The sequence below is a fragment of the Actinoplanes aureus genome (genome assembly GCF_015704865.1).
Lineage (GTDB): Bacteria > Actinomycetota > Actinomycetes > Mycobacteriales > Micromonosporaceae > Actinoplanes > Actinoplanes aureus.
The window spans coordinates 1-13179 of the sequence record NZ_JADQTO010000004.1; the positions used below are offsets into that span (position 1 = coordinate 1).

The 13179-nt window shown below is 69.8% G+C and carries 10 protein-coding genes; 5 read left to right on the top strand and 5 right to left on the bottom strand.

From position 1 onward, the window contains the following. The coding region (locus tag I4J89_RS08775) for a transposase (RefSeq protein ID WP_196413377.1) at window positions 1-244 on the top strand (244 nt) is incomplete at its 5' end. Between the two features lie 160 nt (window positions 245-404). Here I4J89_RS08775 and I4J89_RS08780 read toward each other — a convergent pair. Beyond that, window positions 405-917, bottom strand: a complete 513-nt coding sequence (locus I4J89_RS08780) for a DUF2199 domain-containing protein (protein WP_196413378.1) — start codon at window positions 915-917, stop codon at window positions 405-407. A gap of 152 nt (window positions 918-1069) precedes the next feature. On the opposite strand from I4J89_RS08780, the gene I4J89_RS08785 reads away from it, so the two are divergent. Then, window positions 1070-2314: a GAF domain-containing sensor histidine kinase gene (locus I4J89_RS08785; protein ID WP_196413379.1), complete on the top strand. Its 1245-nt coding sequence runs from the start codon at window positions 1070-1072 to the stop codon at window positions 2312-2314. A gap of 55 nt (window positions 2315-2369) precedes the next feature. Here I4J89_RS08785 and I4J89_RS08790 read toward each other — a convergent pair whose 3' ends face one another. The 3 genes from I4J89_RS08790 to I4J89_RS08800 form a co-directional block, all read right to left on the bottom strand. Then, window positions 2370-4736, bottom strand: a complete 2367-nt coding sequence (locus I4J89_RS08790; protein WP_196413858.1) for a bifunctional polysaccharide deacetylase/glycosyltransferase family 2 protein — start codon at window positions 4734-4736, stop codon at window positions 2370-2372. A 59-nt stretch (window positions 4737-4795) separates the two neighbouring features. Next, window positions 4796-5602, bottom strand: coding sequence for a hypothetical protein (locus I4J89_RS08795; RefSeq protein ID WP_196413380.1), 807 nt, complete (start codon window positions 5600-5602; stop codon window positions 4796-4798). A 729-nt stretch (window positions 5603-6331) separates the two neighbouring features. After that, a complete protein-coding gene (locus I4J89_RS08800; protein WP_196413381.1) occupies window positions 6332-7912 on the bottom strand; it encodes a dolichyl-phosphate-mannose--protein mannosyltransferase in 1581 nt (526 codons plus the stop codon). A gap of 75 nt (window positions 7913-7987) precedes the next feature. Here I4J89_RS08800 and rsmI point away from each other — a divergent pair, with 75 nt between their 5' ends. Beyond that, complete coding sequence (gene rsmI / locus I4J89_RS08805) at window positions 7988-8845, top strand: 16S rRNA (cytidine(1402)-2'-O)-methyltransferase (RefSeq protein ID WP_196413382.1); 858 nt, start codon at window positions 7988-7990, stop codon at window positions 8843-8845. Here the strand turns inward: rsmI and I4J89_RS08810 are convergent. Beyond that, window positions 8839-9732, bottom strand: a complete 894-nt coding sequence (locus tag I4J89_RS08810; protein ID WP_196413383.1) for a hypothetical protein — start codon at window positions 9730-9732, stop codon at window positions 8839-8841. The two genes, rsmI and I4J89_RS08810, sit on opposite strands and share 7 nt — an antisense overlap. 132 nt (window positions 9733-9864) lie before the next feature. Here I4J89_RS08810 and metG point away from each other — a divergent pair, with 132 nt between their 5' ends. Beyond that, a complete protein-coding gene (gene metG / locus I4J89_RS08815) occupies window positions 9865-11667 on the top strand; it encodes a methionine--tRNA ligase (RefSeq protein WP_196413384.1) in 1803 nt (600 codons plus the stop codon). A 241-nt stretch (window positions 11668-11908) separates the two neighbouring features. Continuing rightward, complete coding sequence (locus I4J89_RS08820) at window positions 11909-13159, top strand: hypothetical protein (protein WP_196413385.1); 1251 nt, start codon at window positions 11909-11911, stop codon at window positions 13157-13159. Window positions 13160-13179 lie beyond the last annotated feature (20 nt).

Consider the following 13179-nt stretch of genomic DNA (forward strand, 5'->3'; position numbering starts at 1 on the left):
GGCGATCGCCGCCCGGTCGTGGCTGCGCGTCTACCGGCTGCCCGTTTACGCGCCCGAGCTCAACCCGGTCGAGAAGGTCTGGTCGACGATGAAAGCCAGCCTGGCCAACCTTGCCGTGCGCACCGCCACCGACCTGACCACCGCCGTGAAGAACCGCCTCAAACGCATGCAATACCGCCACGGACTGATCGACGGCTACCTCACCGGAACCGGTCTATCCCCACCAACCTCAGCCGGACCCTGACCCCAAAAGGTGTCTAGTGCCTCCGAGATCAATCCTGAGAGCTGTCATCCGCCTGCACCCACGATGACCACCAGGGCGGCCACGCCGAGAACGGTAAGCATGACCGACGCGATGAGCGCGCCGGAACGCTGGCAATCGGCGAAGATCATTGCCGTTGCTGTCAGGGGTCCAGGCGGTGTAGGTGGAACGCGGCTATCTCGCGGACCCGGTCCATCGTCAGGCCGGCTCGTTGGTCCACGGCCAACGGGTGGACGGTGGGTTCCAGCTCGATATAGGGAAGCTGACCCACCGGCCGGGTGTGGACGTTGGTCTTCAGGTTCAGGGTGGTCGGTTCGTAGCCGGCGATGGCGTTGGAGAGCCAGCCGAAGTACGGGGGCTCGCTTTCGCGGCCGGGGTGTTCCCAGACGTCCACGGCCCGGGTGAAGTTGGGGCGGCTGAGCGAAACCCACATGCTCCAGGTGAAGGTTTCGCCGGTTTCCCAGATCGGGAGTTCGATCAGACCGCGGATGAAGAACCGCTCCCCGGATATGACGCAGAGGTCGGAGTCCAGCAGGCAAGCGTCGTCGTCCGCCATCTCCGGCAGCCAGAAATCCGGCGCCGGTGCGGCGAAGCTGAGCGGGGGGCCGCTGTGCATGGCTCCGCACGTGCCGCAGGCGAACTGGTCGGTGCTCATGGCCGCGAAGCATACGACCGGTGGAATAAATCTTGGCCGTCACGCCCGTTACGTCACACCGCCGCGCAGGTCGGATCAACCATCAGCTACCGAAAAGACGAAAATTGCTACTTTTTGGTGGTATCTCTGGAGCAAGTCTCGGAGGTGACCCAATGAAAGCACCCCTGCCCGACAACGAGATCGAGCGTCTCGCGGCGCTCTACTCGCTCGACATCCTCGACAGCCCGCCGGAAAAGGACTTCGACGACATCGTCGCACTGGCCGCCGGCGTCTGCGAGGCGCCGATGGCGATGGTCAGCCTGGTCGACGCCGATCGGCAATGGGCTAAGGCGAAGACCGGCTCGGAAGTCGCCGAGACCTCGCGGGAGGCGTCCTTCTGCGCTCACGCCATCCTCGGCCGGGACCTGCTCGTGGTCCCGGATGCCCGGGAGGACGGGCGGTTCGCCGACAACCCGGCGGTCACCGCTGAGGACGGCGTCCGGTTCTACGCCGGGGCACCACTGCTCACCACCGACGGATTCGCGCTGGGCACGCTCTGCGTGCTGGACACCGAGCCGCGGCGGCTGGACATGGAGCAGCAGCAGGCGCTGCGTGCGCTGGCCCGGCAGGTGACCGCCCAGCTGGAGCTGCGCCGGTACGCCTTCGCGCTGGCCAACACCACGGCCCGGCTCCAGGAGCTGGAACGCCGCAAGGACGACCTGGCCGGACTGGTCGGCGGCGAGCTGCGGTCGTCGCTGCGGCTGATGTCGTCGTACCTGGAGCGGCTGGGCGACACCGGCTTCCACGACATGGAGCTGGCGGACCTGGTCGGCCGGGCCACCGCGGCACACTGCCGGGGCTTCCGCGAGCTGATCGAGCACCTCACCACGATGGCCGAGGCCGGGTTGGGCGGAGACAGCCTGCACATGCGCCAGTGCGACCTGACCCGGGTCACCCAGCGGGCGGTGGAGGCGGTCCGGCCGATCGCGGCCAGCAAGCACATCTGGATCCTCAACCAGGCCGGCGGCCCCTCGCTGCCGATCATGGCCGACCCGGTCCGGCTCGAACAGGTGCTGACGCACCTGCTCTTCGCCGCGGTGAAGTACACGCCGGAGGGCGGCCGGGTCCGGGTGGGCACCGAGATGGAGTCGGGCCCGACGGTACGCGTGGACGACATGGACATGCCCGACGGAATACGCCCCGACCTGTTCCCGCACCTGTACTACGGCGCGATCGCGAACCCGGCCGACGTGCCGGGACCGGACCGTGGGCTGGCCGTGGCCAAACGCATCCTCGACGCCCATCACGCCACCGTGGCGCTCTCCGACCGGCCCGGAGACGGCACCTCGCTGCACGTCGTCTTCCCGCAGGCGGACATGACCCCGTCCGAGCTGATCCGCGACCTGGCCGTCGCCTGACGTGGCCGCTCGGCCCTGACCTCGGCCGGCTGCACAGCCGAGGCCAGGGCCGCGTTCACCCGTTGCGTTCGTCGGGTGTCCACCCGGCCGGGACCGGGCCGAAATCCGTCGGGGCGGACCCGGCGGTGGGAAGTTCCGCGGAGTGCCGGGGCTGCGTGGGCACCGCGGGCGGGGCCACCGCCCGGCCCACGGGCGAGCGCGGGGACGAGGGCGGGACCTGATGACGAGCCGGCGGCCAGCTGTCGACGGTGGGTGCCACACCGGTCCCCCGCGGTGGGGTCGGTTCCGGGCTCGGTGAGCGCGGAGCCAGCCCGGCCCGGTTGAGTTTGTGCCAGCGCAGCCGGCCGCCGGTCAGCGCCGTGGTGGCCGACTGGATCAGCACCAGGTACATCAGCTGCCGGTAGGCGAACTGCTGCAACGGCAGGCGCAACAGGGGCCGCATCGACTCCCGGTCGAAGCGGAAGGCCACCGCCGCCGTGAACATCTGCAGCGCCAGCATGCCGAGCCATGCGGTGACCGTGTCAGACAGCTCCCAGAAGACCAGGCCGTAGACCAGCATGATGTCGACGACCGGGGCGAGCATCGGCAGGGCCACCCCGAACAGGGCGAGGAACGGCAGGCCCACGCGCCCGAAGCGACCGGACGGGCCGGACTCGAAGATCGCCTGCCGGTGCTTCCACATCGCCTGCATCGTGCCGTAGCTCCAGCGGTACCGCTGCCGGTAGAGCTGCTCCAGCGTGGTCGGCGCCTCGGTCCACGCCTTGGCGTTCTCCTCGTACACCACTCGCCAGCCGGCCCGGCACAACGCCATCGTGACGTCGGTGTCCTCGGCCAGGGTCTCGTCGCTCACCCCGCCGACCTGGGCCAGCGCCTCCCGCCGGAAGGCGCCGATCGCCCCCGGTACGGTCGGCATGCAGTTCAGCACCTCGTAGAGCCGCCGATCCAGGTTGAAGCCGATCACGTACTCGATGTGCTGCCAGAGCGCGACCATGGTGTCCCGGTTGCCGACCTTCACGTTGCCGGCGACCGCACCCACCGAGGGGTCGGCGAACGGCTGCACCAGCCTCCGGATCGAGTCCACCTCGAAGATCGTGTCGCCGTCGACCGTGACGATCAGGTCGTGCCGGGCGAGGGCCACCCCGGTGTTGAGGGCGTTCGGCTTGCCGCCGTTGGGCACGCGGACCACCCGTACGTTCGGCAGGCGCATCCGCTCCACCAGGTCGGCGGTGCCGTCGGTGGAACCGTCGTCCACCACCACCACCTCGATCTCCGGATAGTCGCCGCAGGCCAGCGAGCGGACCGCGGCCTCGATGCCCTCCTTCTCGTTGTAGGCGGGCACGATCACCGACACCGGCTCGGTGACCGGTGGACCCCAGCGCCAGCCCGGCTTGCGGCGCTGCCGGGCGTGCCGGGTGGCGAGCAGCAGCAGAAGCCCGGTACGCCCGATGGTCAGCAACCCGACGACCACGAAGAGGGCGGCGACCAGGGTGACCATGCCGTCGGCGAACCGGATGGTCCAGACCAGAGCCGTGCCCCGCCACTCGTCGCTGCGCGGTGCTTCCGGGTTGACCGGAAGCTGGGCGACCACCTCGGTGCTTTCCGCCCGGTCCTTACCGGCCGCCGCGGCCTGCTCGCTGAGGCCCAGGTTGAGGCCCTCGGTGACGGTGGTGAACCGGTAGCCGCGAGCCTTCATCCGCGGGATGAACTCGGCGAGGGCGGCGACCGTCTGCGCCCGTTCGCCACCGGCGTCGTGGAACAGGACGACCGCCGAGTCGTCCCCGGCCGGCGTCGCGTTGTGGATGATCCGGTCGACTCCGGGCCGCTGCCAGTCCGCACTGTCCCGGTCGTTGACCACGACGAGGTAGCCGCGGGCACCGGCCTCCTTGACGATCTTCCAGTTCGCCTCGTCGATCGCGGCGTTCCTGGAGGAGTACGGGAAACGGGCCAGGTTGGTCCGCACACCGGTGGCCCGGGCGATCGCCACCTGGTTCTGGGACAGCTCGAGCTCCCGCCGCCACGGGGCGAGCCGCTGCATGTTGGGGTGGGTGAAGGTGTGCAGGCCCAGCTCGTTGCCCTCGGCCACGATCTGCCTGGTGAGCTTCGGGTGACGGGCCACCTGGGAGCCGACCACGAAGAACGTCCCGTGCGCGTCGTTGTCGCGCAGCACCTTGAGGATCTTCGGCGTCCACTCGGGATGGGGACCGTCGTCGAAGGTGAGCGCGATGGTGCGCTCGGGTAGCCGGCTGGTGCTCTCCTGCCCGCCGGTGGTGTTGATGACCGGCCCGCCCTCGAGGATCGCCTTCGGCACCCCAGTCTGGTCGCCGACGCCGGGCGGGACGTGGTCGCCCCGGAACTCGGCGTTGATGTAGGACTGCACGACGAGCACGGCCACGAAGAAGGCGATCAGCAGGATGCCGAGCATGACGCGCGGGCGGGGCACGATGCGCCGCCGGGCACGGGCCCGGCGGGTGGGTACGCCACTCACGGGGCCGCCCGGGCCGGCGTGGCGCTCTGCGCGGGTTCGCCGCCGGCCGGCGGTAGAGCGGGCGGGGGCGTCGGCCGGACGGTGGTGGCCGGCCGGGCCGGCTCGGGGTTCGAGGTGGGCACGCCGTCTCCGGCGCCCGCACCACCGGTGCCCGGCGGGTCAGGCGGCACCTCCCCGCTCTCGGTACCGGGGGGGTTCGGTGCTACCTCGCCGCCGCCGGCGCTCCCACCACCGGCGCCCGGCGGGTTCGGCGGCACCTCCACCCCGGGCGGATTGCTCGTACCGGTGCTCGGCCCGGAGGTCGGCCCGCTGGAGCCCGGCTTGGTGGTGGTCGACTCGGTCGTCCTCGTGGTGGTCGGCGTCGGGGTCGGGGACTTGCTCGCCGGCTTGGAGCTGGCCGACCTCGCCGGCCGTGACGACGGAATCCGGCGCGGTTCCACGAACCCGGTACGGCGTTGCAGCGATTCCGGGATGTAGCGCGGCTGCGGGGTGCTGCTGGGAGCCGGCTTCGGGGTGGGGCTGGGCTGTGGCCGTGGCTCGGGCTCGTCGTCCCGCTCGTCGTTCAGGCCGGGCAGCGGGAACACGGCACTGGAGCTCACCGGGCCACCGGCCAGGCTGACGCTCAGCAGTCCCCCGTAGGCGACGACGAGGACACCGAATGCCAGCGCGATGCGCCGAAGCAGCCGGCTGCGCCGCCCGGTGGAGTCGACGAACACGGGTTCGGGCGTCGACACGGCGATCACTTTCGTGACGGGCACGTCGGTGTCGGCGGTTGGCGGGTTTGGTGGTTCCTGCGAAGTCACGCGGCGAGCTTAGGAACATTTATTGCGATCTTGGCACGTATCACTCACAAGGGGGACGGCCGACTGATCCCCTGAAATAGGACGAAATGATGAGTCTAAGGATTTGACCCGGTCGCTGCCTGTCTGCCCGGCTCGATCGCCGCTTCGCTGAGCTGCGGCGGGGCGCGTGGTCAAAAGACGTTACGCGGAAATCCAAAGCAGTTTGCTGTCGCATTCCCGACTCGGAAATCGAGCATTCTTCGCGAAGCGATTAAACCCTTAAGGGAACTAAGAGGCTAATGTCCGAATCGCTGCGATGCTCGGACCGACACGAACAATCTTGTCGGGGCACCCGTTGTGCCGCTCATCCGACCTCGTTAAGCTCCATGTTGCGCGCCCCTATCGCCCGCTTCCCCCGTGGCAGGCGATCGGGGCGCGCCCTTATTTCCGGCGCCCGCCGCCGACGATCCCGCGAGCAGGCAGCGCGCCGCGGCACGACCCGCGAGCAGCGCGACGCTCTCCGCATTCACCCCGCTGGGGTACGAGTCCGCACCGTCCCGCTGAAATCGGACCGTCCCGCCCTGCCGCGCGACCCAGGCACCACGCCAGGCCGCAGCGCGACCGCCGGGCCGACCACGTGCATGGTCCCGGCGGTCGCGCTGGGGCCTGGAGCGGCACCCGGTCGCGCGGCAGGGCGGGACGGCGTGAAACCGTCCGGGACGGACGGTCACCCGTACCGAAAAGAAGCACCTAGATCCAGCGGCTGCCCAGCCACATGCGCACCGACCAGTCGTCGTAGGGCATGAGGTTGCCTACGAAGACCGGATAGAAGTACGCGAAGCAGAGCGCGACCAGCACCACGAACGTCGTCACCACGACCGCACCCACCAGCTGCCGATCGGAGCGGTTGGCACCGGACGTCATCCCGCCCGGTGGGGTCATGATCGCCCCGAGGACGTAGACCACCGCCAGGATCAGGAACGGCAGCGCCGGCATCACGTAGAAGGAGAACATCGTGCGGCCGTCGGCGATGGCGAAGTAGAACCAGGGCAGCAGGCCGGCGACCACACCGGTGAAGATCGCGTACGCCCGCCAGTCACGCCGGGCGATGCCCAGCCACACCAGCGCGGCCAGCGCGGGCAGGAACGACCACCACAGGATCGGCGTGCCGAGCAGCAGGATCTCGGCCGCGCAGCTCGGCGCACCGCAGTTGCCGTTGCCGTTCCAGTAGAAGGCCACCGGGCGGCCGAGCAGCAGCCACTGCCACGGCCAGGACTGGTAGATGTGCCCCTCGTCCAGGCCGCTGTGGAACCGGTACGCCTCGGAGTGGTAGTGGACCAGGTTGAGCAGCGCCCCGAGGATCGGCGGCTCGCTCCAGCCGTTGTCCGCCCGGTAGTGCCGGAAGTAGCCGTTGTCGGTGACGAACCACCCGATCCAGGTGGCCAGGTAGAACAGGACGGTCAGCGCGAAGCTGAGGACCAGCCAGCCCAGGTCGCCGAGGATGCCGGCGAGGAACGGGCCGCGGACACCGGCCGAGCGGCGCGCCTGCACCCGCCAGGTGATCACCAGCGCGGCGAAGAACGGCGCGAAGAACAGGGCGCTCCACTTGACCCCGCAGGCCAGCCCGAACGAGATCCCGGCCACCAGCAGCCACCACGGCACGATCCGCGGTACGGACGGGGTGGTCGCCGGGTCGAACCCGCTCTCCAGGGCACGCTTCCAACGGCGCCGGTAGTGGTCGCGGTCCAGCACCATCGCGGCGAAGGCCATCAGGATGAACAGGCCGAGGAAGATGTCGAGCAGCGACGTGCGGGACAGCACGAACTGGAAGCCGTCCAGCGTCATCAGCAGACCCGCGATGCCGGCCAGCACGATCGAGCGGAACAGCCGGTAGGCCAGCCGGATCAGGATGAGGATCATCAGCGTGCCGGCGACCGCGGTGGAGAACCGCCAGCCCAGCTCGTTGTTGCCGAACAGGTACTCCCCGCCGGCGATCAGCCACTTGCCCAGCGGTGGGTGCACCACGTACGCCGCGGAGCCCGCCGCCTCGTCCCACTCCACGCCGTGCTGGAGCATGTCCCAGGCGTCCGTCGGGTAGTACACCTCGTCGAAGATGTAGCCCTTGGGCTTGGAGAGGCCGGCGAAGCGCAGGATCGCCGCGATGGTCACGATGACCGCGGTGACCAGCCAGGAGTAGGGGTCGAAGCGCCGGTCCAGCGTCGACAGGCGACGCCGGACGATGGTGGGGACAACCCGCACACCTGGGGACGACTCCGCCTCGGCGGGGGAGTCCGCGGTGGTGAGATCAGTCTCAGCTGTCGCCGTCGTCACCCCGCGATCGTAGGCCGTACGACTGGGAAGCGATGCCCGCCATCACCGCGTCCTGCCATGTGATGGACTTTTGCGATGCTGGACCACGAAGAGAGCGCCGGACGGGTAGTGCTGGCCGGTGCGCCACTGGGCAACATCGGCGATGCCTCGGCCCGGTTGCGCGAGGTCCTGGCCTCGGCGGATGTGATCGCCGCGGAGGACACCCGGCGGCTCTCCCGGCTGACGCGGGACCTCGGCATCACCGTGCGCGGCCGGATCGTTTCCTACTTCGAGGGCAACGACGAACGGCGTACGCCCGAACTCGTCGAGGCCCTGGCCGGCGGAGCGGTCGTCGCCGTGGTCACCGACGGCGGCATGCCCAGCGTCTCCGACCCGGGCTACCGGCTGGTCCGGGCCGCGCTGGAGGCCGGCTTCCCGGTCACCGCGGCGCCCGGGCCGAGCGCGGTGACCACCGCGCTCGCCCTGTCCGGCCTGCCGAGCGACCGGTTCGTCTTCGAGGGGTTCCTGCCCCGCTCCGGATCGGGACGCCGGAGCCGGCTGCGGGAGCTGGCCGCCGAGCCACGCACGCTGGTCCTCTTCGAGGCACCGCACCGGATCGTGGGCGCGCTGGAGGATCTGGCCGCGACCTTCGGCGCGGATCGCCCGGCAGCGGTCTGCCGCGAGCTGACCAAGACCTACGAGGAGGTACGCCGCGGCGGACTCGGCGAACTGGCCGCCTGGGCCGCGGCGGGCCAGCCGCGCGGCGAGATCACCCTGGTGGTGGGTGGTGCGCCGGCCGGCCCGGCGGAGCGGCCGGACGACGACGAACTGCGGGCGGCCGTGGCCCGGCGGGAGGCCGCGGGTGCCACGCGCCGGGACGCCATCCAGGCCGTCGCCGACGAGCACGGCCTGAAGAAGCGGGACGTCTACACGCTGGTGCACAGCGCTCAGTAGGCGGCGATCAGGAATCCGGCCAGCAGCAGGAGCGGCCCGGCGACGCTGGCGAGCACCGCCCGGCGACGGGCCCGCCGGGACTCGAGCCGGCGCGCGCCGGTCGTCTCCGCGATGCCGTAACCGCAGATCAGCACCAGCAGGAAGCCGAGCGCCCAGCGCAGGTGCATGAGGAGTCCGGCGGGGGCGGCGTAGGCCTGGGTGCTGCCCCGGCTGACCATCCGGGCCGGGGAGACCGCGCCGGCCTGGCGGCCGTCGCCGGAGACGCCGAGCAGGGTCACCGGTGACACGCTGAACTGCCCGTCACCGGCGGCGAACCGGCCGGTGCAGCGCTGGGTCAGCCCACTGCCGTGGCATCGGGTCGTGGTCGCGTACCCCTTGTCCCCGTGCCCCACCGCGAGCCAGAACGGCTCGGCGCTGACCCACCCGAAGAAGGCGGCCATCAGGCCGAAGGTGAGCAGGGCGAGCAGCGCGGTCGCCGGATTGCTCGCCGGTGACGTGCGGCGCTTGCCGGTCCGGCGCGCGGCCTGAGCGGCCGCTCGCGCGGCCCGTTCCTCCTCGCTCAGCCAGAACGGCGAGTTCTCCATCCGTTCCAGGCGTGCCGCGACCGCCGGCGAGGCGGCCGGCGGGCGATGCGGGGCGAGGGCGACGGTGGGCCGGTTGCGGTCGTCGCTTTCCTTTTCCGGTACGCGCTCCGGTACGCGTGAGGCACCGTCCCCGTCCGGCTCGATGATCATGAGTTCGCCCGCGGTGGCCAGTCGTGAACCGCCGGCTTCGGCCGGCTCCCCGGCGGCCTCGTCACGCCACCAGGCCGTGTCGGGGTCGGCGAAGGTCCACGGGTTGCCCTGGTCGCGATGCGGTTCTCCGGGCTGCGGCGAGTCTCCGGTCACCTGATCATTGAACGCCGCGAGCGGGCATGGCGCACGGCACCAATCGGGCGTGTCGGGACAAAACAGCATTCCAGCGTGCCGGGTGGCAATCCGTTCGCAGCTCACGGTCGGCGGTCACTACGCTTGAGCACCATGAGTCACGTTCTCGCCGCGGTCGCCTGGCCCTATGCCAACGGCCCGCGCCACATCGGTCATGTTTCCGGTTTCGGGGTCCCTTCCGACGTCTTCAGCCGGTACATGCGGATGGCCGGCCACGACGTGCTCATGGTCTCCGGCACCGACGAGCACGGCACGCCGATCCAGGTCCAGGCGGACGCCGACGGGGTCACCCCGCGTGAGCTCGCCGACCGGTACAACCGGGTGATCGTCGAGGACCTGCACGGGCTCGGGCTCTCCTACGACCTGTTCACGCGTACCACCACGCGCAACCACTACGCGGTGGTGCAGGAGCTGTTCGAGGGTCTGCACCGGAACGGCTACATCGTCGCCCGGACCACCCTCGGCGCCATCTCGCCGTCCACCGGCCGGACCCTGCCGGACCGCTACATCGAGGGCACCTGCCCGATCTGCGGCTACGAGGGTGCCCGCGGCGACCAGTGCGACAACTGCGGTAACCAGCTCGACCCGGAGCAGCTGATCAACCCGCGCTCCCGGATCAACGGCGAGACACCGCAGTTCGTCGAGACCGAGCACTTCTTCCTGGACCTGCCGGCGTTCGCCGAGGCGATCGGCGGCTGGCTCGACCAGCGGGAGAACTGGCGGCCCAACGTCCTGAAGTTCTCCCGGAACCTGCTGGACGACCTCCAGCCGCGGGCCATCACCCGGGACCTCGAGTGGGGTGTGCCGATCCCGCTGGACGGCTGGCGGGACCGCGCCGACAAGCGCATCTACGTCTGGTTCGACGCGGTCATCGGTTACCTGTCGGCCTCCATCGAGTGGGCTCGGCGCACCGGCGACCCGGACGCCTGGCGGCAGTGGTGGTCGTCGGACGCGCAGGGCAAGGACGCGCTCGGCTACTACTTCATGGGCAAGGACAACATCGTCTTCCACTCGGTGATCTGGCCGGCCCTGCTGCTCGGCTACTCGGGCGCGGGCGACAAGGCCGGCGAGCCGGGTGAGCTGGGCAAGCTGAACCTGCCCACCGAGGTGGTCTCCAGTGAGTACCTGACGATGGAGGGCAAGAAGTTCTCCTCGTCTCGGCGGGTGGTCATCTACGTGCGCGACTTCCTGGAGCGCTACGACGCCGACGCGCTGCGCTACTTCATCGCGGCCGCCGGTCCGGAGTCGAACGACACCGACTTCACCTGGGCCGAGTTCGTCCGGCGCAACAACGACGAGTTGGTGGCCGGCTGGGGCAACCTGGTGAACCGGTCGATCTCGATGGCGGCGAAGAACTTCGGCGAGATCCCCGCGGCCGGTTCGTTCACGCCCGAGGATCTCGCTGTGCTGGAGGTGGCGAAGGCGGGCTTCGACACGGTCGGCGAGCTGATCGCCAAGCACCGCCAGAAGGCGGCGATCGGCGAGGCGATGAGGGTGGTGGCCGAGGCCAACAAGTACCTCTCCGAGCAGGCGCCGTGGAAGCTGAAGTCGGAGGAGGAGAAGGCCAGGCAGGGCACGGTTCTGCACGTGGCGCTCCAGGTGGTCAGTGACGCCAACACGCTGCTCACCCCGTTCCTGCCGCACTCCGCGCAGAAGGTGTTCGAGCTGCTCGGCGGCGAGGGCGTGCACGCGCCCATGCCGCGGATCGAGGAGGTCGAGGACCTGGACGGCGGCCCGGGGTACCCGGTACTGACGGGCGACTACACGGTGGGCGCGCGCTGGGAGTCGGTACCGCTCGTGGCGGGCACGTCACTGAGCGCTCCGAAGCCGGTTTTCCGCAAGCTCGACCCGTCCGTGATCGACGAGGAGCTGGCGCGGCTGGGCGAGGGCTCCTGACCTGCGAGATCTTCTCGATTGACGCCCGTCGGTGCCGCTCGGCGCCGGCGGGCATCGTCGTCGATGTGGCGGATCGCACGAGTGCTGGCCGTTTAAGGGATTGATCAGGCTGACGTAGATCCGGTAGCGTCACGGCGACCACGGGGGGACGTGGGCGTTTCATCGGTACGGCTGCGTTTCGGCGTGGTTACCAGCTGTGACGTCCGTCCTTCGTGTGGATCCACCCCTCGAAGGAGTTTCGTTGAACCCACGTCTCTCGCGCCCCCTTCTGGCGGCGCTCGTCAGTGGCGCGCTGGTCGCAGGTGGCGCGATCTACACGTCGCCGGCCTCCGCCGGCACCCCGTTGAAGGCACCTGTCGCCACGGAGTCGGACACGCCGGTGCCCCCGTCGGACGCCCCGCCGTCCGTCGCTCCGCCGTCGGTCGCTCCGCCGTCGGTGGCGCCGCCCTCGGACGCCCCGCCGTCGGTCGCCCCGCCGTCCGTTGCCCCGCCCTCGGTGGCGCCGCCCTCGGTCGCCCCGCCGTCGGTCGTTCCGTCGTCGGGCAACCCGTCGACTCCCGACACCATCAAGCCCACCGGCTCGTTCAAGCTGAACCTGGCCTCGATCTGGATCGGCCAGTCGGTCGCCTTCAGCCAGACCACGGTCACGGACAACGCCGGGGCGGCGAACGTCGCCCGGACGATCAACTGGGGTGACGGCACCACGACCGTGCTCGCCGCCGGTGTGAACGTCGCGACGAAGACCTACACCAGGGCCGGCAAGTTCACGGTCACCGAGCTGCTGGTCGACAAGGCCAACAACTCGACCACGCTGACCGGTCCGGTCGTCAGCGTCGTCGTCCCGGGCAAGTTCTCGCTGAGCAAGTCCACCGTGTACCAGGGTGTGCCGTTCAACGTGAACGTCAGCAAGCTCCCGGTCGGCACCACCAGCTTCCGGGTTGACTGGGGCGACGGCACCTACAGCGGCCACAAGGCGAAGAACGGTGCGGTTACCGGCTTCATCCTCTACTTCGAGGGCAACCCGGCGAACAGCAAGATCAGCGGCAAGCGCGTCGTGCGGGTCCGGCTCTTCAACAAGAACGGCGGCTCGTCCTACATCAACGCCGGCACGATCAACGTGCTGCGGGACCCCTACCTGCCGCTTCTCAAGATCACCAAGCCGAGCAAGCCGAGCAAGGTCAGCTCCTGGCGTACCGTCCGGGGCACCGCCAGCGACAAGCACTCCGGCCTGTTCGAGGTCGGAGCCACCGCGATCCGCGTGGTCAACGGCAAGACCTACTGCATGACCTCGAAGACGAAGTGGAAGCGGTACACCACCGACAACTCCTTCAACAAGAACTGCAAGTACTTCAAGGTGAAGGTCACCAAGGGTAAGTGGTCGCTGAAGCTCCCCAGCGGTCTCACCAAGGGCCACATCGTGGTCAGCGCGTACGCGGTGGACTTCGCCGACAACAGCACCGTCAAGGTCCGCCAGGCCAAGCTGACCAGCTGACCTGGGCAACGTGAAAGGGG